The organism is Stenotrophomonas sp. YJH_SMC_110 (assembly GCF_059369255.1).
Genome location: NZ_JCAFSM010000004.1, coordinates 198,000 through 219,386, shown reverse-complemented (window position 1 = coordinate 219,386; position 21,387 = coordinate 198,000). Strand labels below are relative to the sequence as shown.

The window sequence follows — 21,387 nt, the reverse complement described above, 5'->3', positions numbered from 1 at the left end:
CGTCCTTGACACTTGGAACGGGGAAACAGGGGAGACAGGACAGCGAGGGAGTCAGCCTCAGCTGGCCCATGGCGGGCTGTAGCGCACCTTCAGCGTGCGCACGGCCGGGTCGGCGCGCAGCGCCTCCATCAGCTTGGAATCGATGCGTACCGCGCTCTGCCCGGACACATCGAGCATGCCGGCGACGCCGCCGTGCGGCCCCTTCAGCAGCAGGTCCAGGCGCAGTGGCGTCCGTCCCGGGCGATGGCGGTCGAGCAGCGCATCGATGCGCTCCCAGACCGGGCGCTGCTGGCGCAGGTCCAGGCGCAGCGACAGCCGCGTGGCGTAGTTGGCGCAGACCTCATCGAAGTCCCAGCACTGGCGGATGCGCAGCGCGAAGCCGCCGTTGAACTCGTCCTCGCGCAGGCCGCCCTTGACCACCAGGATGCGGTCCTTGGTCATCAGGTGGCCGAACTCGGCCATCGCGTCGGAGAACGCGCTGCACTCGACGCGGCCACGTCCGTCCTCAAGCTGGATGAAGATCTGGCTCTCGCCCTTGCGGCGCACGCCGACCACCTGGCCGGCCAGCACCGTCTGCACTTCCGGGCGCCAGCGCTTTTCGCCGCCGCCGCCACCACCGCTGTTGGCGCTCCAGATCTTCTCCACCGAACCCAGGTCATTGCCGACCAGGTCGCGCACATCGTCGCGCCAGGGATCGAACGGGTGGCCACTGAGATAGAAGCCCAGCGTGTCGCGCTCGCCGTTCAGGCGCTGCAGCAGCGGCCACTCCTCGGCTTCGGGCAGGTCCAGCTGGATCGTGGTCGCGCTCGGGTCCGGGCCACCGAACAGCGAGTTCTGTCCCGAAGCCCGCTCGCGGGCCATCTGGTCGGTAGCCTTGATCACCTCCGGCAGCTGCAGCATCAGCGAGGCACGGTTGCGGCCGAGCTCGTCCAACGCACCACAGTTGATCATCGCTTCCAGCGTGCGCCTGTTGAGCTTGGCCGAACCAACGCGCGTGCAGAAGTCGAGCAGGTCCTTGAACGGGCCGCCCTTCAGCCGCTCCTCGACCACCGCCTCGCAGGCACCCTGGCCGACGCCCTTGATCGCCCCGAGGCCGTACTGGATGGTGTCCGGCGTCACCGCTTCGAACATGAAGGCCGACTGGTTCACCTTGGGCGGCAGCACGGTCAGGCCGAGGTTGCGCACCTCGTCGAGGAAGCCGACCACTTTGTCGGTGTTGTCCAGATCGGACGACAGCGTGGCCGCCATGAACTCAGCCGGGTAATGGCGTTTCAGCCAGGCGGTCTGGTAACTGACCAGCGCGTAGGCAGCGGCGTGCGACTTGTTGAAGCCGTAGCCGGCGAACTTCTCCATCAGGTCGAAGATTTCGTCGGCCTTGGGGCCATCGACGCCGCCCTTGGCTGCACCTTCGCGGAAGATCTCGCGGTGCTTGGCCATTTCGGCCGGCACCTTCTTGCCCATCGCGCGGCGCAGCAGGTCGGCGCCGCCCAGCGAGTAGCCGCCGACGATCTGCGCCATCTGCATGACCTGCTCCTGGTACACCATGATGCCGTAGGTGTCCTTCAGGATGGCTTCGGTGCGCGGATCGGGATAGATGATCTCTTCCTGGCCGTGCTTGCGCGCATTGAAGGAGGGAATCAGGTCCATCGGGCCGGGGCGGTACAGCGACACCAGCGCGATCAGGTCTTCGAAACGGTCGGGGCGCGCATCCTTCAGCAGGCGGCGCATGCCGGAGGATTCGAACTGGAACACCGCGCCGGTGTTGCCGTTGGCGAAGATGTCCCTGTAGGTGGGCGTGTCGTCCAGCGGGATCGCGGCGATGTCCACCGGCGGGATGCCGGCGCGCTCATGGCGCTTGTTGATCGCCTTCACCGCCCAGTCGATGATGGTCAGCGTGCGCAGGCCCAGGAAGTCGAACTTCACCAGGCCCACTTCTTCCACGTCGTTCTTGTCGAACTGGGTGACCGGGTTCTTGCCGAGGCCGTTCTCGTCGTGTTCGGCGTACAGCGGGCAGAACTCGCTCAGCGGCTCGGGCCCGATCACCACGCCACCGGCGTGCTTGCCGGCGTTGCGGGTCAGGTCTTCCAGCTGCAGCGCCAGGTCGATCAGGTCGCGGACATCGTCCTCGGTCTCGTAGCGCTGGATCAGTTCGGCCGACGCCATCTCAGAGCTCGGGCCTTCCTTGCCCTTGCCCAGCGCATCTTTCAGGTGGATGCCCAGAATGTTCGGGATCAGCTTGGAGACGCCGTCGACCAGGCCGTACGGGAAGCCGAGCACGCGGCCGGAGTCGCGCACCACCGCCTTGGCGGCCATGGTGCCGTAGGTGATGATCTGGCTGACGCGCTCGCGCCCGTACTTGCGGGCGACGTAGTCGATCACCTCGTCGCGGCGGTCCATACAGAAGTCGATGTCGAAGTCGGGCATCGACACGCGTTCCGGGTTCAGGAAGCGCTCGAACAGCAGGTTGTACGGCAGCGGGTCCAGATCGGTGATCTTCAGCGCCCACGCCACCAGCGAACCGGCACCCGAACCACGGCCGGGGCCGATCGGAATACCTTGGTTCTTGCCCCACTGGATGAAGTCGGCCACGATCAGGAAGTAGCCCGGGAAGCCCATCTTGATGATGGTGTTGAGCTCGAATTCCAGGCGCTCGAAATACTCTTCGCGGGTCTTGCCCGGCGCCAGCGGATTCTTCTCCAGGCGCTCTTCCAGGCCATCGCGCGACATCTTCTGGATCCAGGTGTCCAGCGTCTCGTCGTCCGGCACCGGGTAGTTGGGCAGGAAGTAGGTGCCCAGCCGCATCTCGATGTTGCAGCGCTCGGCCAGCGCCAGCGTGTTGTCGATCGCATCGGGGATGTCGGCGAACAGCGCGCACATCTCCTCGGCCGACTTCAGGTACTGCTGGTCGCTGTATTCGCGCGGGCGCTTGGGGTCGTCCAGCACGCGGCCGGTGGAAATGCACACGCGCGCTTCGTGCGCGCTGAAGTCCGACGGCGACAGGAAGCGCACGTCGTTGCTGGCCACCACCGGCAGGCCACGCTGGCCGGCGGCCATCAGCGCGAACTGGTTGAAGGTTTCCTCGCCCTCGCGGCCGGTGCGGGTCAGCTCCAGGTGCAGGCCATCGCCGAACACGCGCTGCCAGTCGGCCAGCTGCTGCTCGGCCAGTTCATGCTTGCCGTCCAGCGCCAGGCGCCCGGCCAGGCTCTGCCGCCCGGCCAATGCGAACAGGTTGGCGTTGCCGGCCTTCAGCCAGTCCGGGTGCACGGCCACGCCGCCCTCGGGGCGATGGCCTTCCATCCAGGCGCGGGTCAGCAGCCGCGACAGGCTCAGGTAACCCTCGCGGTCGCGGCACAGCAGGGTCATCCGCCACGGGTCCTGGCCTTCCTCGGCGATCAGCACGTCGGCACCGGCGATCGGCTTGATGCCCACGCCTTCGGCGGCCTTGTAGAACTTGACCAGGGCGAACAGGTTGTTGAGGTCGGTCACCGCCAGCGCGGGCAGGCCGAGTTCGACCGAGCGCGACAGCAGGTTGGCCTGCTTGGCCTTCTTCGGGTCCGCCTGGTCCGGTTTGGCCGGCACACGGATGGTGGAGTCCGCCAGCGAGAACTCGGTGTGGACGTGGAGATGTACGAAGCGGGAGTTGGACATGCCGGACCAGGTTGGAGCGCGCGGGCCCCGGGTGCTGACGGACGATCGTCGCCGGGGTCGGGAAGCGCTGGAATGCCCGGTCAGGGTAGCGAGGGCAGGGGGTTGCCACAAGGCTTGACAGGGGCACGGCGTGGCGCCGGATTCAGGCGTGCGGGAGGCCGCCTTCTGTAGAGCCGAGCCCATGCTCGGCTGTCCACAGCAGCCGAGCATGGGCTCGGCTCTACAACTCCAGCAGGCTCAGGCGATGGCCGCCGCCTGCGTCAGGCCCAGGCACTCACGCACCGGGGCGAAGCTGCGCCGGTGTTCCATGCAGGGGCCGTGCTCGCGCAGGGCGGCCAGGTGGGCCGGGGTGCCATAGCCCTTGTGCTGTTCGAAGCCGTACTGCGGGTGGCGGGTATGCACGTCCTGCATGTAACGGTCGCGCGAGACCTTGGCCAGGATCGAGGCGGCCATGATCGCGCGGTCGATGCCATCGCCGCCGACCAGCGCCTGCGCCGGCAGCACCAGGCCCTTGGGCACCACGTTGCCATCGATGCGGGCGAAGCCGGCCACATGGGCAACCGCTGCAACGACGTCACGCATGCCCTGCAGGGTGGCCTGGTAGATGTTCAGGCGGTCGATGGTGTCCACGTCCACCAGTACCACGTGCCAGGCCAGGGCACGCTCGATGATGCGGTCATGCAGCTGTTCGCGGCGGGCCGCCGTCAACTGCTTGGAATCGTCCAGGCCGTTGATGCGTGGCCGTGACGGATCGAATACCACCGCCGCCACCGCCACCGGTCCGGCCAGCGGGCCACGTCCGGCCTCGTCGACGCCAGCGACCAGGCGTTCCGGCTCGACCACCGTCGCGCCGTCGAACAGGGCCAGGCTGGCCGCTGCGGCGTGACGGCGGCTCATGCCTGCGCCTGGTCGCGCATCAGCAGTTCGCCGACGGCATCGGCGGCACGCGCCGAAGCATTGCGGCGCAGGCGCTCGTGCAGTCGCACGTACGTGTCCTGCAGGTCGATCACCCGCTGCGGGTGGTCGAACCATTGCTGGATGGCCGCGGCCAGCCTGTCCGGCGTGCAGTCGTGCTGCATCAGCTCCGGCGCCAGGTCCTGGCCGGCCAGGATGTTGGGCAGGGCGAAGCGGTCGACCTTGATCAGGCCCAGCGCCTTGACCAGGCGATAGGTCAGTTCGTTGACGCGGTAACCGACGACCATCGGCCGCTTCACCAGCATGGCTTCCAGGGTCGCGGTGCCGGAGGCCAGCACCACCACGTCGGCGGCGATCATCGCGTTGCGCGCCTGGCCATCCAGCACGTGCGAGTAGGCCACCGGCAACGCCGAGCGCGACAGCTGTTCTTCGATCAGCTGCCGGCAGGCCGGGTTGGCGGCAGGCACCACCACATGCAGGCCCGGAATGCGTTCAGAGACCTGCCAGGCGGCTTCGAAGAAGGGTTCGCCCAGGCGCGAGATCTCGCCCAGGCGGCTGCCCGGCAACACCGCCAGCACCTTGGCCGAGGTCGGCAGCCCGAGCGCGGCACGGGCTTCCTCGCGGTTGCCCTGCAGCGGAATGTCATCGGCCATCGGGTGGCCTACGAAGCGTGCGTCGATGCCGTGCCTTGCATAGATCGGCGGTTCCATCGGGAACAGGCACAGCACCAGGTCCGCGCTGCTGCCGATCTTCTCGGCGCGCTTCTCGCGCCAGGCCCAGACCGAGGGACTGACGTAATGCACGGTGCGCACGCCGCGTTGCTTCAGCCAGCGCTCGATGCCCAGGTTGAAGTCGGGTGCGTCGATGCCGATGAACACGTCCGGCTGCCATTCCAGGGCGCGCTGGCGGAACGCCGAGCGCAGCTTGAGCAGCCGCGGCAGGTGGCGCAGCACTTCGGTCAGGCCCATCACCGCCAGCTCGCTGGCATCGTGCCAGGTCTGGCAGCCGGCGCTGCGCATGGCATCGCCGCCAATGCCGGCGAACTCGGCATTCGGGAAGCGCGCCTTCAGTTCACGCACCAGGCCCGCACCGAGCAGGTCGCCGGACGCTTCGCCGGCAACCAGCGCGATCCGCAACGGGCGCTCGCTGAGCACCCGCTGTGCGGGAACGCTGCCGGCCATCGAGGCCAACGGAATCACCGCGGCGCCGGCCGCCGCCTGGCCGGTCGTGCTGCTCATCGCAGCAAGGGCCTCTCGGCGTGCTCGATGAAGTCCAGCATGGCCTTCACGTCATTGCTGTCACGCGCCTGTTCGGTCAGCTGCTGCTTGGCTTCGGCCAACGGCAGGCCGGCCACGTACAGCGTGCGGTAGGCACGCTTGATGGCCGAGATGCGGTCGGCGTCGAAGCCGCGGCGCTTCAGGCCTTCGCTGTTGATGCCGCGCGGGCGGCCCAGCGAATCGGTACCGACCATGGTGAACGGCGGTACATCGCCATTGGTCAGCGCGCCCATGCCGAGGAAGGCATGCGCACCGATGCGGCAGAACTGGTGGGCACCGGCGAAGCCGCTGATGATCACGTAGTCGCCCACGGTCACGTGGCCGGCCAGGGTGGTGTTGTTGGAGAACACGCAGAAATTGCCGACATGGCAGTCGTGCGCCACGTGCGTGTAGGCCAGCATCCAGTTGTCGTTGCCGATGGTGGTGATGCCGCCGCCGCCGCCGGTGCCACGGTTGAGCGTGACGAACTCGCGGAACACGTTGCGGTCGCCGATCACCAGTTCGGTGCGCTCACCGGCGAACTTCTTGTCCTGCGGCTCGCCACCGATCGCGGCGTGGCCGACGAAGCGGTTGTCGCGGCCGATCCGGGTCGGGCCGTGGATGCTGCAATGGGGGCCCACCACCGTGCCGGCGCCGATTTCAACATCGGGGCCGATCAGGGTGAAGGCGCCCACCTGCACATCGTCGGCCAGGCGCGCGGCCGGATCGATGACGGCGGTGGGGTGGATCCGCGGTGCGTTGTCAGTCATTGCTGCCTCCAGTGGATCAGCCCTTGGCGCCGGCGCACATGACCTCGGCCGACGCGACGACTTCGCCGTTGACCTTGGCTTCGCCGTAGTACCAGCCCATGTTGCGGATCAGGCGCTTCATCTGCACGTCCAGCATCAGCACGTCGCCGGGCACGACCTGCTTGTTGAAGCGGGCGTTTTCCACCTTGACCATGTAGAACAGCTTGGACTGCGCATCGCGGCCGAGCGTGAGCTGGGTCATGACGCCGCCGGCCTGCGCCAGCGCTTCGATGATCAGCACGCCGGGCATGATCGGGCGGCCCGGGAAGTGGCCCTGGAAGAACGGCTCGTTGATGCTGACGTTCTTCTGCGCCAGGATGCGCTTGGCCTCGACGTCGAGTTCAAGCACCCGGTCCACCAGCAGGAACGGGTAGCGGTGCGGAAGCAGTTCCTGGATCTGGCAGACATCGATCGGAAGCTGCAGCGAATCGTTCATTCTTTCTCCTTGCCAGCAGCCAGGACGCGGCGAGCCAATGCGTCCAGCTGCTTGAAGCGCGCGGCGTTCTTGCGCCACGTGCGGTTGTCGGTCAACGGGGTGCCGGACGAGTACTCGCCTGGCTCATGGATGGAGTTGCGGACCACCGACTTGCCGGTGATCACGACCTTGTCACAGATTTCGAGGTGGCCGACCACGCCAACGTGGCCGCCAAGCAGGCAGTAGCGGCCGATCTTGGCGCTGCCGGCGATGCCGGTGCAGCCGGCGATGGCCGAATGCGCGCCGATCTGCACGTTGTGGGCGATCTGCACCAGGTTGTCCAGGCGCACATCCTCGTCCAGCACGGTGTCTTCCAGCGCGCCGCGGTCGACGCAGGTATTGGCGCCGATCTCGCAATCGTCGCCGATGCGGACGCCGCCGAGCTGCGGCACCTTGATCCACTTGCCAGCGTCCATCGCCAGGCCGAAACCGTCGGCGCCGAGCACGGCACCGGGATGCACGCGCACGCGCTTGCCCAGCGTGACCCGGGTGACCAGGGTCACGCGGGCGATCAGTTCACAGCCGGCATCCAGGCTGCAGTCCTCGCCGATCACGCTGCCGGTGCCGATGATGCAGTTCTCGCCGACCACGCTGCGCGCACCGACCGAAACGAACGGGCCGATATGGGCGCTGGCGGCCACCTGGGCGCTGGGGTCGATGACGGCGCTGGGGTGGATGCCCGGCGGGCGGGTCGGCGCGATGTCGAACAGCGCGGCGATCTTGGCGAACGCGGTGTACGGGTCCTTGGCGACGAGCGCAGTGCCCGGGGCGGCCTCGGCGTCGTCGGCACGCAGGACCACCAGCGAGGCCTGGCTGTCGGCCAGCTGGGCGCGGTAGCGCGGGTTGGCAAGGAAGGTCAGCTGGCCAGGGCCGGCATGGGCGAGGGTGGCCACGCCATGGATGGCGGTGGCGGGATCGCCATGGACCTGCAGGCCGAACTGCTCGGCGAGTTGCTGGGCGGTGTAGGTGGGAGTATTCACGGCGGGAGTTTAACGTGTGACGCCATTTCGGTCATGCGGGGGCAGGGCTTGGCGCCTGCCTGGTACGGGCGGGAGGCGGCGGGTGGCCCTGGCCAGGACACGCAAAACCCCCTCCATGGTGCTCGATGGCGCCATCCATGGCGCCAACGGTCCTGTCCAGGGCCACCCGCCGCCTCTGGACAATTTCCCGCGAGCGCGGCCAAAAGCCCGTGCCGTGCAGTGTCATCTGCAAAACGAAAACGCCGGGCAATGCCCGGCGCTTCGCGCCCCGTCTGGTGGAGAGCCCCCCTTCTGTTAAGGGGGGCGCGCCAATGGCGCGGGGGATAGGAGGTAGGTCGGGACCCGCTGCTTGCGCAGCAAGCCGCGGCGCACCTTCGGTGGTCAGTTCTTAGAACTGACCGCCGAAGGTGAACTGCAGACGCTCGATCTTGTCATCGTCTTCCTTCTTCAGCGGGAAGGCGTAGCTGATCGAGATCGGGCCGACCGGGGCGCGCCACAGCAGGGCCACGCCGGTGGACACGCGCAGCTCGTTGGCCTTGAAGTTCTGGGTGCCGTTGTAGACGTTGCCGAAGTCGACGAAGGCCGACACGCGTGCCGACGGGCTGTCGAACAGGCGCGGGAAGTAGGCTTCGACCGAACCGACGGTCTTCAGCGAACCACCCAGCGGCTGGCCTTCCGGATAACCGGTGGTGACTTCGCGCGGGCCGAGGGTGTTGTCCTCGAAGCCGCGCACCGAGTTGGTGCCACCGGCGTAGAAGTTCTCGAAGAACGGCAGGCCGCTGGCGGTGACGGTGCGGGTGGTGCCATCCGGATTGGTCAGCGTACGGGTGTAGTCGTTGCCGTAGGCATCACCGTAGCCGATTTCCGCGCGGGTGTTGATCACCAGCGACGGCATGATCGGCCAGTACTTGCTGATCTGGTAGTTCAGCTTGTAGTACTCGATGGTCGAACCCGGCAGCGTGGTTTCCAGGCCGATGCGCTGGTAGGTGCCGCGGGTCGGCATGAAGTAGTCGTTGCGCGAGTCGCGCGCCCAGCCCAGCTCGGTGCGCCAGGCGTGGAAGGTGCGCTTACCGACCGCGTTGATGTAGTCGATGATCGACTGCGGGGTCGAGCCCTGGTAGGTGGTGATCTGGTTGCTGTCGATGCCGAACATCAGCGAGACGGTATCGGTCTCGGTCAGCGGCACGCCGAACACCACCTGCGCCGAACCATTGGTGCTGTTGTACTGCGCGGTATTGAAGTCGGAGTAGTCCAGTTCGCGCCAGGACAGGTTATAGCCCAGCGACACGCCGTCATCGGTGAAGTACGGGTTGGTGTAGCTGAAGCCGTAGCGCTGCAGGTAGCTGCTGCGCGAGGCTTCGACCGACACGCGGTTGCCGCCGCCAAGGAAGTTGTTCTGCGACAGCTGCACCGAGGTGGTCATGCCGTAGGACTGCGAGTAGCCCAGGCCGAACACGAAGCTGCCCGAGGTGGTTTCCTTGACGTTGTAGACGACGTCGACCTGGTCGTTGCTGCCGCTGACGGCCGGGGTCTCCACTTCCACCGATTCGAAGTAGCCCAGGCGCTGCAGGCGGATCTTGGAGCGGTCGATAGCGGCCTGCGAGTACCAGCTGTTCTCGAACTGGCGCATTTCGCGGCGCATCACCTCATCGGAGGTGCGGGTATTGCCACGGAACAGGATGCGGCGCACCGACACGCGCGGGCCGGGCACGACCTGCATGTTGATGGCGACGGTCTGCTCGGCGCGGTTGGTGGTCGGGATCGGGTTCACCTTGGCGAACGCGTAGCCGATGTTGGACAGCGAATTGGTGATGGTGTCCGAGCTGAATTCCAGCAGGGCACGCGAGAACGTGTCGCCGGACTTCTGGATCACCATGCGCTCGACGTCCTCCTGCGGGAGGATGGTGTCGCCGCTGACCTTGATCTCGGAGATCTTGTACTGCGCACCCTCGGTCACGCCCGCGGTCAGGAACATGTCGCGCTTGTCGGGGCTGATCGAGACCTGGGTGGAATCGATGCTGAAATCGACGTAGCCGCGGTCCAGATACCAGGAGTTGAGCTTTTCCAGGTCACCGGACAGCTTTTCCTTGGAGTACTGGTCGTCACGGCGGTACCACGACGCCCAGTTGTGCTCCTTGGACTCCCAGGTCTCCAGGATGTCCTTGCTCTCGAACTTTTCGGTGCCGACCAGGTTGACGTGGCGGATCTTGGCCGCCTTGCCTTCCTTGATGGCGATGGCGATGTCCACGCGGTTGCGGTCCAGCGGGCTCACCGTCGGGGTGATGTCGACGTTGTATTTGCCACGGTCGTTGTACTGGCGGCGCAGTTCCTGGGTCACGCGGTCCAGGCTCAGGCGATCGAAGGTGCCGCCCTCGGTCAGGCCGATGTCGGACAGGCCCTTGAGCAGCTGGTCGGACTTGATGTCCTTGTTGCCGGTCACGGTCAGCTTGTTGATCGCCGGACGTTCCTTGACGGTCACCACCAGGATCGTGCCCTGGCGGTCCAGCTGCACGTCTTCGAAGAAGCCGGTCTTGTACAGGGCGCGGATCGTCTCGCCGACCTTGTTGTCGGTGACCGTCTCGCCACGTTCCACCGGCAGGTAGGTGAATACCGTGCCCGAGCTGATGCGCTGCAGGCCATCGACGCGGATGTCGCTGACAGTGAAGGGCTCGGCTGCCTGGGCCAGGGCGGGAGCGCCGGTGACGGCGGCGAGGGCGAGGGCCAGCAGGCGGCGATTGGGGAGTCGCGTCATGTCACGTCCGGTAGGAAGGTCGATTTCATTGGTGCGGGATGCCGACGCTGTAGACGGCAACAACATGGAAAAGTTCATCGCGGGACCAGGCCGAGGATGTCGTTGTAGAACGCCAACCCCATCAGCCCGGCCAGCAACGCCAGGCCGATGTATTGGCCGGCGGCGATGGCACGCTCGCTCAGCGGGCTGCCCTTGACCAACTCGATAAGGTAATACAGCAGGTGGCCGCCGTCCAAGATCGGGATCGGCAGCAGGTTGATGATGCACAGGCTGAGGGACAGCAGGGCAAGGAACTGCAGGAACCAGTCGAGGCCGCGCTTGGCCGAGACATTGGCCACGCGGGCGATGGTGACCGGCCCGGAAACGTTCTGCAGCGAGGCCTTGCCGGTGACGATGCGGCCCATCATGCCCAGCGAGTCGGCCGCCAGGCGGCCGGTTTCGCGTACCGCGACGGTGACCGAGTCCAGGGGGCCGTAGCGCAGGAGGGTGTCGTAGGGGGGGCTGAACTTGGTCGGGAACTGAACGCCGATCTGCCACGTGGGGCCGCCCTTGGCGTCCTGGCCCTTGCGTGGCGTCACTTCCAGCGCCAGGCGCTCGCCGCCACGCAGGACCTCGATCATGCCCGGGCCACCGGCACGGCCCAGCGCCTGGATCTCGCCGATCACCTGGTCGGCGCCGTCGATGCGCTGGCCGTCAATGGCCACGATCAGGTCGCCCGGCTGCAGTTGCCCGGCCACCACGGAGTCCGTGGTGAGCGACTCGACCAGCGCGGGCTGCAGCCACGACTGCCAGTACATGCCAGCCAGGATCGGCACCCGCCGCTCATCGAAACCCGGCGGCAGCTGCGACAGCGGCAGCGTGCGCGTGCGCACCTGGTCGGCCGTATCCAGCACTTCCAGCTTCACGTCGCGGCGGTCCATCGCGGCCGCGGTCAGTGCCATGCTGGCCTCGCCGAGGGTGACTACCTGGCGGTCGTCCACGCGCAGCACGCGGTCGCCGCTGGCCAGGCCGGCACTGGCGGCGATGCCGCTGACGCGGCCGACGGTGGGCGAGTAGTCCTGCTTGCCGATCACGAACATCGCCCACAGCAGGAGGATGCACAGCAGCAGGTTGGCGATCGGGCCGGCGGCAACGATCGCGATGCGCTGCCAGACGGTCTTGTGGTTGAAGGCCTGGCCGCGCTCGTGCGGGTGGACTTCGACCTCGCGTTCGTCGAGGAACTTCACGTAGCCACCCAGCGGAATGGCGGCGATGGCGAACTCGGTACCATGCCGGTCGCGGCGCGACCACAGCGGCCGGCCGAAGCCGACCGAGAAACGCAGGATCTTGACCCCGCACAGGCGCCCGACCCAGTAATGCCCGAACTCGTGGAACGTGACCAGCAGCCCGAGGCTGACAATCATCCACCAGACCGATCCGATGAAGTCAGTCATGCAGGCTCACAGTGGCGGGCAGGGGCGGCGGCGTCATGCTGGGCGAGGCGGTCGTTCAGGCGGCGTCGATGGCGTTCAGGGTGAGCTGGCGTGCCCGCTGGTCGGCGGACAACAGGACCTCCAGTGTATCGGCTGCTTGCGTCGGCAGTGTTGAAAGAGCGTTAGCAACCAGCGCCGGGATCGTCAGGAAACCGATCCGGCCCTGAAGAAACGCTGAAACCGCCTCCTCGTTGGCAGCATTCAGCACCGCCGGTGCGGTGCCGCCGGCCTGCATGGCCTGCCAGGCCAGGGCCAGGCAGGGGAAGGCGTCGGTGTCCGGGGCCTCGAAATCCAGCCGGCCCTGGGCCAGCAGGTCCAGCCCGGCCACGCCCGATTCGATGCGCTGTGGCCAGCCCAGGCCAACGGCGAGGGTGGTGCGCATGTCCGGCAGGCCCATCTGCGCCAGGGTCGAGCCGTCGACGAACTCGACCAGCGAATGGACCAGGCTCTGCGGGTGCACCAGCACTTCGATGCGTTCACCGGGCACGCCGAACAGGTGGTGGGCCTCGATGACTTCCAGGCCCTTGTTCATCAACGTCGCCGAATCGACCGAGATCTTCGGTCCCATCGACCACTTCGGGTGGGCAACGGCCTGGGCCGGGGTGACCTGGGCCAGTTCGGCGCGGCTGCGGCCACGGAACGGGCCGCCGGAGGCGGTCAGCAGGATCCGGCGCACGCCGGCGCCGTCGACGCTGGCGTCGCGCGAGCGCAGGCACTGGAAGATGGCGCTGTGTTCGCTGTCGATCGGGATGATTTCGGCACCGGCACGTTCGGCGGTACGGGTCAGCAGTTCGCCGGCCAGCACCAGCGATTCCTTGTTGGCCAGCAGGATGCGCTTGCCGGCGGCGGCCGCGGCCAGGGTCGAGGACAGGCCGGCAGCGCCGACGATGGCCGCGACCACGGTATCGCAGGCGTCGCTGGCGGCCAGCTGGTCCAACGCGGCATGGCCGGCATGGGCTTCGGTGGCCAGTCCGGCGTCGCGCAGGCCGTCACGCAGTTCGGCAAACAGCGATTCGTCGGCGATCACCGCGTGCGCGGGTTTGTGCTGGCGGCACAACGCCAGCAGCCCCTGCACCTGGCGTCCGGCGGCGAGCACGGTCGCCTGGTAGCGCTGCGGGTGGCGGGCGATCACGTCCAGCGTGGAGGCACCGATCGAGCCGGTGGCGCCGAATACGGCGACCCGGCGCAGGTCTGCAGCAGCATTCATGGTCAGAACCCGAAGATTTCCTTGCCCAGCGCGAACACCGGGACGGCGGCGAGGACGCCGTCGACCCGGTCGAGCACGCCGCCATGGCCCGGGATCAGGTGGCCCGAATCCTTGGCGCCCGCGTGGCGCTTGATGAGGCTCTCGAACAGGTCACCCAGCACCGAGGCGAACACGGCCACGACCGCGGTGATCAGCAGGCCCGGCAGGTGTGCGGTATCGATCCCGGCCAGCCAGCCCAGGCCGACGGCCACGGCGACACCGGCCAACAGGCCGCCGAACAGGCCTTCCCAGGTCTTGTTGGGGCTGATCCGCGGGGCCAGCTTGTGCTTGCCGAAATGGCGGCCGGCGAAGTAGGCGCCCGAGTCGGCCGCCCACACCAGTGCCAGTGCAGCCAGCAGCCACAGGTGGCCCTGCTTGCCCGGCGGATCGCCACCGGCATGGATCAGCACCAGCGCGGCCCAGGCGGGCACGATGGCAAGCGTGCCGGCCAGCATCTTCAGGATGCGCGAGGGCGCCGACGGCTGTGCACCGAAATTGAAGAAGCGCAGCCAGACCAGCGCGGCCAGCCACCAGGCAACGCCGGCCAGCGTGGTTATCTGGAACAGCACCAGCGTACTGCCATCGGCCCAGACCAGCAGCACCATCAGCAGCAGGTTCAGCACCAGAAGTACGGTGCGTGCCAGGGTGTCTTCGATACCGGCCAGCTTCAGCCATTCCCACAGGCCGATCAGCAGCACCGCAGCGGCGGCGGCGGCCAGCCATTGCGTGGGCAGCAGCAGGATCGCCGCAATGGCAACCGGCGCCATGATCAGCGCGGCGAGGACTCGGGTCTTGGTCATGGGCTGGAAGTCTCGGTGGCCAGTGCGGCAATCTGGGCGCTGGTCAGGCCGAAACGACGCTCGCGGCCGGCATAGGCGTCCAGCGCCTGCTGCAGCTGCCCGGCATCGAAGTCCGGCCACAGGGCCTCGGTGAACCACAGCTCGGTGTAGGCCAGCTGCCACAGCAGGAAGTTGCTGATGCGGGTGTCGCCGCCGGTGCGGATGAACAGGTCCGGCGGCGGCAGGTCGGCAAGGGCGACCTGGCTGCCCAGCAGCGATTCGTCGATCTGCTCGGGCAACAGGCGACCGGCCGCCACTTCGACGGCCAGGGCGCGCGCGGCGCGGGCGATGTCCTGGCGGCCGCCATAGCTGGCCGCGATCGACAGGGTCAGGGTGGTGTTGTCGGCGGTGCGCTGTTCGGCCAGCTGCATGCGGCTGACCAGCCCGGCACCGAAGCGCTCGCGTTCGCCGATGAAGCGTACGCGCACGCCGCGCCGGTGCAGCTCGTCCACCTCGCGGTCGAGCGCGCCGAGGAACAGCTTCATCAATGCATCCACTTCCTCCTGCGGCCGGCCCCAGTTCTCGCTGGAGAAGGCGAACAGGGTCAGCGCCGGAATGCCCAGTTCAAGGCAGCGCTCGATGGTGCGGTTGACCGCGCGCGCGCCGGCACGGTGGCCGATCACGCGGGGGCGACGGCGCTGCTGTGCCCAGCGCCCATTGCCATCCATGATGATGGCAATGTGGCGGGGCAGGGCGGCCGGTAACGGAGGCGGGGCTGAAGGCATCGACTTCAGACCGACAGCAGTTCTTTTTCCTTGTCGGCGACGACCTTGTCGACGTCCTTGATGTTGGCGTCGGTCAGCTTCTGGATGTCGTCTTCGCCGCGCTTCTTCTCGTCTTCGCTGATCGCCTTGTCCTTGACCAGCTTGGCGATTTCCTTGTTCGCGTCCTGACGGATGTTGCGGATCGCGATCTTGGCGCCTTCACCTTCCTTCTGCACCTGCTTGGCCAGCTCCTTGCGGCGCTCTTCGGTCGGCGGCGGCATGTTGATGCGGATCGCGGTGCCGAGGGTGTTCGGGGTGAACTCGGCGTTGTAGAGACCCTTTTCGATCTCCTTGATCATGCCCTTGTCGAACGGCGTGACCAGCAGCGAGTGCGCGTCGGCGTTGGAGATCGAGGCAACCTGGTTCAGCGGGGTGCTGGCGTTGCCATAGGCACTGACCGTCACGCGGTCCAGCAGGGCAGGCGTGGCACGCCCGGTCCGGATGGAGGTGAGGGTGTGCTTCAGAGCGTCGATGCTCTTGGCCATGCGCGTCTGCGCGTTGTTCTTGATGTCGTTGAGCATCGCCCGGTCCTGGATGTATCTGGAATCGGGCGATTATAGGCGAATACGGGACGCTGCCGGGCCTGAATCGGCCCGATCGCCGCTTTGCGCTCAGGCTCAGGCCGGGTCGCGGCCCTGGACCAGGGTGCCGATGTTCGCGCCGTTGAGGATCTTCAGCAGCTCGCCCGGCTGGCCCATGTCGAACACGCGCATCGGCAGGTCGCTGTCGCGGGCCAATGCGAAGGCCGCCGTGTCCATCACTTCCAGGCCGCGGCGGATCACTTCGTCGTAGCTCAGGCTGTCGAAGCGGACCGCATCGCTGTGCTTGTTCGGGTCCTTGTCGTACACGCCATCGACCTTGGTGGCCTTCAGCAGCAGATCGGCGCCGATCTCGATCGCGCGCAGGGCGGCGCCGGAATCGGTGGTGAAGAACGGGCTGCCGACGCCGGCGGCGAAGATCACCAGGCGGCCCTTTTCCAGGTGGCGGATGGCGCGGCGGCGGATGTAGTCCTCGCACACGTCGTTGATCTTGATCGCGCTCATCACGCGGGCCTTGGCGCCCAGCTTCTCGAGGGCATCCTGCATGGCCAGGGCGTTGATGACCGTGGCCAGCATGCCCATCTGGTCGCCGGTGACCCGGTCCATGCCGCCGGCGGCCAGGCCGGCGCCGCGGAAGATGTTGCCGCCCCCGATCACCAGCGCCACTTCGGCACCGGCCTGCTGGGCTTCGATGACCTCGCGGGCCAGGCGATTGATGACCTTCGGGTCGATGCCGTAGTCCTCGTCTCCCATCAGCGCCTCCCCGGACAGTTTCAGAAGGATGCGGCGATAGGCGAGCTTGGACATGAGGACCTCGGGTGCGTGGAAATCGCGGGCGATTCTACGCGCATGCGGCGTCGTGCCAAAGTGTTTTGTGCACTGCGGCGCAGAATCCGGTCGTTCGCCGCGGTCAAACGGGGCTTCCCGTTCAGCCCAGCTCGGCGCCAGCGGTGGCCGACAGCTCGTCGTGGCCGAGGGCACCTGGCGAGCGGGCGATCACCCGGTTGCGGCCCAGGTTCTTGGAGCGGTACAGCACGTCGTCGGCTGCGCGCAGCAGGTCCTGCACGTCGGCGAAGCGCTCGTAGCCACCCTGGGTGGCCACGCCGGCGGAGAAGGTGACGAACAGCGGCCCGCCCTCCAGCTCGGCCATCGGCGTGGCGACGATGTTGGCCAGCACCCGGCGGATCACGTCCAGGGCCACGCTTTCGCTGGTGTTTGGCAGCAGCGCGACGAATTCCTCGCCGCCGAAGCGGGCGACGGTGTCACTGTTGCGCAGCTGGCCCTGCAGCTTGCCGGCGAAGGCGCGCAGTACCTCGTCGCCGGTCAGGTGGCCGTGGGCGTCGTTGATCTTCTTGAAGTCGTCCAGGTCGATGAAGGCCACCGACAATGGCCAGCCCTGGCGGCCGGCGCGCAGGAATTCCTGCTCCAGCACCGCTTCCAGCTGGCGGCGGTTGAGCACGCCGGTCAACGCGTCACGATGGGCCTGGTCGGCGAGGCGCTTGGCGCGCGCCTCGAACTCGTCGGCGCGGCGTCGTGCCTGGTCGGCGTCCTGCAGTTCGCGCAGGTTGCGCAGCGTGGCCAGCTCCTGCGCGTGATCGATCAGCTCGCGCACCCGCGCCGGGGAATTGAGGCCGGCATCAAACAGGCTGGCGATGTCGGGCAGGGCTTCACTGATGCGGGCGAGGACCTGGTCGAAGCGCGCGCTGTCCAGCTCCAGGCGGTCGTGCACCTGCTGCAGGGCGCGCTCACGCGCGGCGTCGGCGTCGCTGTCCAGCCAGATGTCGGCCACCGCGCCGGACAGCTGCACGCAGGCCTGGAACGGCGATTCGGCGGCGTCCTCGTCCTCGCTGTGGCTGATGCTCTCCACCAGGTAGCGGGGCAGGCCCCATTGCTCGGCCACCCACGCGCCGACTTCGGCATGGCTGCAGCCCAGTTCCTCGCGTTCGCGGGCGACCAGGTCGATGTTGTCGCGTGCCTCGCGCAGCAGCGGCAGGTAGCGCTCCGACTCGGCCTGGGCCAGGCACAGTACGCCCAGGTCCTGCAGCAGGCCGGCCAGCATCAGTTCTTCCAGCCGGCGCAGGCCGCGCGCCTGGCCCAGCTGGCTGGCAGCCAGGGCGCTGAGGATGCTGCGCTTCCACGCGCGCTGGCGCAGGTCGTGGTCGGCGCCGGTGCCGCCGGTCAGGCCCTGGGTGACGGTGAAGCCGAGGGCGAGGCTGATCGTGGCGTTCAGGCCCAGCATGGTCAGCGCCTGGCCGAGGTTCTCGATCCGGCGGCGGCTGGCGTACAGCGGCGAATTGGCGATGCGCAGCATGCGAGCGCTCAGCGCCATGTCGATGGCGATGATGTCGGCAGCGGTGGCGATGTCCGCTTCCGGGTCCTGGGCCAGTTCGATGATGCGCAGGGCAATACCGGGTGGCGAAGGCAGGTTGCGGCAGAGCGCCAGGGCAGCTGTCAGCTCGGGAGGCATGTCGGGTCGTTCAATTCCATTAGGACAAGAATACCTAGGAATGCATCACAGTCCGCGATTTTCGTTCCTGCTAAATGACTGTGGATTCCCTGCGCCGAGTATCGGCTTGATTCGCGCGCAACGCAAAGGTGCCGGTTGTGCGCACCAACGGTGCGCACCCACCGGTGGGCCATGGGTTGATCCCTGGGTCCATGCATAAAAAAAGAGCCGCGGTTTCCCGCGGCTCCTTCTGGTCGCTTCACAGCCGGAAGGCTGGAATCAGACCTGCATCGCCTTGGCAACTTCGGCGGCGTAGTCTTCCACCACCTTCTCGATGCCTTCGCCGACGATCAGCAGCTTGAAGCCTGCCACGTCGGCGCCGGCGGCCTTGACCACCTGCTCGACGGTGGTGTCGCCCAGCACGTAGGTCTGGCCGTACAGGGTCACGTCGCTGACGATCTTGTTGATCTTGCCGCTGATGATCTTTTCCAGGATGTCGGCCGGCTTGGCCTTGTCCTTATCGGTCATCTTGGCCAGCTCGATTTCCTTTTCCTTCTCGACGAACTCGGCCGGGACGTCCGCAGCCTTGTTGTGCGGCGGCTTCAGCGCGGCCACGTGCATGGCCAGGCCACGGGCCAGCTCGACGTCGCCGCCGATCAGGTCGACCAGCACGCCGACCTTGCCGTTGGTGTGGACGTAGGCGCCGATGTTGCCGGTGGTGTCGACCTTGACCATGCGGCGGATCTGGATGTTCTCACCCAGGGTCTGCACGGCGGTGGCGCGGGCTTCCTCGACGGTGCGGCCGTCGGCCAGCGTGGCGGCCTTCACGGCTTCGACGTCGTTGGCGCCCGATGCCAGGGCAGCAGCGGCGACGGCGTTGACGAAGGACTTGAAGTTGTCATCGTTGGCGACGAAGTCGGTTTCCGAGTTGACTTCGACCAGCACGGCCTTGCCGCCGTCCTGGGCCAGGCCCAGGCGGCCTTCGGCGGCCACGCGGTCAGCCTTCTTGTCGGCCTTGGCGGCGCCGGACTTGCGCATGGCTTCAGCAGCGGCGTTGATGTCGCCGTTGGCTTCGGTAAGCGCCTTCTTGCATTCCATCATGCCGGCGCCGGTGCGCTCGCGCAGTTCCTTGACCAGGGAAGCAGTGATTTCCACGGGATTACCTCACGAAAGAAAGGGGTTGGGCCGGCATGGTGGCCGGCCCGTGTGACACGGTCCTGTCACGCGCCGATGGCTGCGTGCAGGGAGGGTGGACGCCGGGCGTCCACCCGGGGCCTGGATCAGGCCTGGGCGTCGTCGCCCTTCTTGGCAGCCTTCTTGGCCGGAGCGCGGCGGGCCGGCTTCTCTTCGCCTTCAGCAGCGGCTTCAGCGAATTCTTCCTCGCGCACCGAAGCGGCGTGCGGGGCAGCCGCCTTGCCTTCCAGCACGGCGTCGGCAGCGGCGCGGGCGTACAGCTGCACAGCGCGGATGGCGTCGTCGTTGCCCGGGATGGCGTAATCAACCAGTTCCGGGTTGTAGTTGGTGTCGACCACGGCGATGACCGGGATGCCCAGCTTCTTGGCTTCCTTGATCGCGATGTCTTCGTGGCCGATGTCGATCACGAAGATGGCGTCCGGCAGGCGGTTCATGTCCTTGATGCCGCCCAGCGAGGCTTCCAGCTTGTCGCGCTCGCGACGCAGGCCCAGCACTTCGTGCTTGACCAGCTTCTCGAAGGTGCCGTCGGTTTCACCGGCTTCCAGTTCCTTCAGGCGGGCAACCGACTGCTTGACGGTACGGAAGTTGGTCAGGGTGCCGCCCAGCCAACGCTGGTTCATGAACGGCATGCCGCAACGCTCGGCTTCTTCCTTGATGGTTTCGCGGGCGCTGCGCTTGGTGCCCAGGAACAGGACGGTGCCGCGCTTCTGGGCAACCGACGAGATGAAGTTCATCGCATCGTTGAACAGCGGGACGGTCTTTTCCAGGTTGATGATGTGGATCTTGCCGCGGGCGCCGAAGATGTACGGAGCCATCTTCGGGTTCCAGTAGCGGGTCTGGTGGCCGAAGTGGACGCCGGCTTCCAGCATCTGACGCATGGTGACCTGGGGCATTGCAATACTCCTGATATGGAACCAGCGATTCCGCCCGCGGGGATAGGTATGCGGGACGCGTGGAAGCGCGATCGGTTCCGGGGTTGGGCTTCCCTGTTGCCTCCGTGGCCGAACTCCTTGCGGAGCACCCCGGCACGGATGGGGGCAGCAGGTGTGGATTCACCGGTGACGTCCGGTGTGGACGGGTTCCCGCGCACGCTGGCGGCAGGAATTCGGTCGATTATAGCCCGCTGGGGGTGCTTGCTGCAATTGCAGGGTCAGTTGCGGCCAGATCGACCTCGCGGCCGTCCTGCAGGCGTGCCTGGAAGCGGCCGCCTGCATAGCCATCGGCGCGGGCAGGCAGGGGCCAGCGGCGTTCATGGCCCGCAAGAATGTAGCCGGCCAGGCCAGCCGTCAGCAGCGTTGCCTGGCCGTCCGCCGTGATGAAGCGCAGATCGTGCAGGCGGCCGTGCAGGGTACCGGCATTGCTGAGTCGCAGTACGGCCAGAGACCCGTGGGCCTCGACGCGGCCCAGCAGCCGGGCCTGCAGTGCTGGCCCCGCTGGGCCGCGGAACAGCGGCAGCGAATAGCGCGGCAACCCCGGCAACGTCGGTGCCAGTACGACCCGATAGGCCTGTTCAGCGGCCGCCGCTGGCGGATCGCCCGGCAACAGCCAGACGCGCTGGGTGCTGCCGGGGGCCAGGTCCAGCCGCGCCGGGCTGACCCGGATCTGGTCGCTGGGGTGCAGTCGTTCGGCGTCCAGCTGCTGATCCCACGCCAGCACCTGCACCTGGCCCTGCCAGCGGCCGGGCCCGGGGTTGTGCAACCACAGTTCGGCGCTGCCGCCCTGGGCCGGCAGCTGCAGGGTGGTCGGCAACAGCTCCAGCGCTGCGGCAGGCAGTGCCAGCAGCAGTGCCAGCAGGATCAGCAACGCGCGCATCAGTAGATGAGGGTCACGGAGGGTGTTGCGTTCCCGTCCGTCGCCGGTGGTGCGAGCTCGCGGACCTGGCGCGGCGCCTGGGGTGCGTCACTGCGCTGGTGCGGTGCCGGGCAGCGGATGCCGCCGCCATCGTCGCTGCAGGATTCAACCACGGTCAGCCGGATCTGCAGGGGGCTGCTGGGTTCGGCCCATGCCGGCAGGCTGGCGACCAGCATCGCCCCGATCAGGAATGTGCGAACC

18 protein-coding genes are annotated in these 21,387 nt (G+C 67.3%); all 18 read right to left on the bottom strand.

The features are described 5' to 3' along the window. Positions 1-57 precede the first annotated feature (57 nt). The gene (gene dnaE / locus AC5P6H_RS10115; protein ID WP_014646489.1) at positions 58-3,648 is read right to left on the bottom strand and encodes a DNA polymerase III subunit alpha; all 3,591 of its coding nucleotides are present in this window, start codon (positions 3,646-3,648) and stop codon (positions 58-60) included. A gap of 237 nt (positions 3,649-3,885) precedes the next feature. Continuing rightward, entirely contained in the window at positions 3,886-4,545 is a 660-nt protein-coding gene (gene rnhB / locus AC5P6H_RS10110) for a ribonuclease HII (RefSeq protein WP_014646490.1), read from the bottom strand. After that, a complete protein-coding gene (gene lpxB, locus AC5P6H_RS10105) occupies positions 4,542-5,744 on the bottom strand; it encodes a lipid-A-disaccharide synthase (RefSeq protein ID WP_134967132.1) in 1,203 nt (400 codons plus the stop codon). The genes rnhB and lpxB overlap by 4 nt, the downstream gene beginning before the upstream one ends. A gap of 53 nt (positions 5,745-5,797) precedes the next feature. Beyond that, positions 5,798-6,589 (bottom strand): acyl-ACP--UDP-N-acetylglucosamine O-acyltransferase, encoded by a 792-nt coding sequence (gene lpxA, locus AC5P6H_RS10100; RefSeq protein WP_014646492.1) that lies wholly within the window; start codon positions 6,587-6,589, stop codon positions 5,798-5,800. Between the two features lie 16 nt (positions 6,590-6,605). Then, complete coding sequence (fabZ, locus tag AC5P6H_RS10095; RefSeq protein ID WP_005415845.1) at positions 6,606-7,064, bottom strand: 3-hydroxyacyl-ACP dehydratase FabZ; 459 nt, start codon at positions 7,062-7,064, stop codon at positions 6,606-6,608. After that, positions 7,061-8,083, bottom strand: coding sequence for a UDP-3-O-(3-hydroxymyristoyl)glucosamine N-acyltransferase (gene lpxD / locus AC5P6H_RS10090; protein ID WP_014646493.1), 1,023 nt, complete (start codon positions 8,081-8,083; stop codon positions 7,061-7,063). Before lpxD ends, fabZ begins: the two co-directional genes overlap by 4 nt. A gap of 388 nt (positions 8,084-8,471) precedes the next feature. Then, positions 8,472-10,835 (bottom strand): outer membrane protein assembly factor BamA, encoded by a 2,364-nt coding sequence (bamA, locus tag AC5P6H_RS10085; protein ID WP_032956838.1) that lies wholly within the window; start codon positions 10,833-10,835, stop codon positions 8,472-8,474. 74 nt (positions 10,836-10,909) lie between these two features. Further along, positions 10,910-12,268: an RIP metalloprotease RseP gene (gene rseP / locus AC5P6H_RS10080; protein ID WP_049441551.1), complete on the bottom strand. Its 1,359-nt coding sequence runs from the start codon at positions 12,266-12,268 to the stop codon at positions 10,910-10,912. A gap of 55 nt (positions 12,269-12,323) precedes the next feature. Next, the gene (locus tag AC5P6H_RS10075) at positions 12,324-13,514 is read right to left on the bottom strand and encodes a 1-deoxy-D-xylulose-5-phosphate reductoisomerase (RefSeq protein ID WP_049403801.1); all 1,191 of its coding nucleotides are present in this window, start codon (positions 13,512-13,514) and stop codon (positions 12,324-12,326) included. A gap of 2 nt (positions 13,515-13,516) precedes the next feature. Beyond that, positions 13,517-14,353 (bottom strand): phosphatidate cytidylyltransferase, encoded by an 837-nt coding sequence (locus AC5P6H_RS10070; protein WP_014646497.1) that lies wholly within the window; start codon positions 14,351-14,353, stop codon positions 13,517-13,519. Then, positions 14,350-15,117 (bottom strand): polyprenyl diphosphate synthase, encoded by a 768-nt coding sequence (gene uppS, locus AC5P6H_RS10065; RefSeq protein WP_032956844.1) that lies wholly within the window; start codon positions 15,115-15,117, stop codon positions 14,350-14,352. The genes AC5P6H_RS10070 and uppS overlap by 4 nt, the downstream gene beginning before the upstream one ends. Positions 15,118-15,122: 5 nt before the next feature. Then, positions 15,123-15,677 (bottom strand): ribosome recycling factor, encoded by a 555-nt coding sequence (frr, locus tag AC5P6H_RS10060; protein WP_014646499.1) that lies wholly within the window; start codon positions 15,675-15,677, stop codon positions 15,123-15,125. A 96-nt stretch (positions 15,678-15,773) separates the two neighbouring features. Continuing rightward, positions 15,774-16,502: a UMP kinase gene (gene pyrH / locus AC5P6H_RS10055; protein ID WP_014646500.1), complete on the bottom strand. Its 729-nt coding sequence runs from the start codon at positions 16,500-16,502 to the stop codon at positions 15,774-15,776. Positions 16,503-16,623: 121 nt separating this feature from the next. Next, the gene (locus tag AC5P6H_RS10050; protein WP_046429719.1) at positions 16,624-18,162 is read right to left on the bottom strand and encodes a GGDEF domain-containing protein; all 1,539 of its coding nucleotides are present in this window, start codon (positions 18,160-18,162) and stop codon (positions 16,624-16,626) included. Positions 18,163-18,420: 258 nt separating this feature from the next. Continuing rightward, complete coding sequence (gene tsf / locus AC5P6H_RS10045; RefSeq protein ID WP_032956847.1) at positions 18,421-19,296, bottom strand: translation elongation factor Ts; 876 nt, start codon at positions 19,294-19,296, stop codon at positions 18,421-18,423. Positions 19,297-19,421: 125 nt separating this feature from the next. Next, positions 19,422-20,228 (bottom strand): 30S ribosomal protein S2, encoded by an 807-nt coding sequence (rpsB, locus tag AC5P6H_RS10040; protein ID WP_005408748.1) that lies wholly within the window; start codon positions 20,226-20,228, stop codon positions 19,422-19,424. A gap of 220 nt (positions 20,229-20,448) precedes the next feature. Continuing rightward, on the bottom strand, positions 20,449-21,147 hold the full coding sequence (locus AC5P6H_RS10035) for a fimbrial biogenesis chaperone (protein ID WP_227863795.1): 699 nt from the start codon (positions 21,145-21,147) through the stop codon (positions 20,449-20,451). Next, a complete protein-coding gene (locus AC5P6H_RS10030; protein WP_032956850.1) occupies positions 21,147-21,362 on the bottom strand; it encodes a hypothetical protein in 216 nt (71 codons plus the stop codon). Before AC5P6H_RS10030 ends, AC5P6H_RS10035 begins: the two co-directional genes overlap by 1 nt. Between the last annotated feature and the right edge of the window lie 25 nt (positions 21,363-21,387).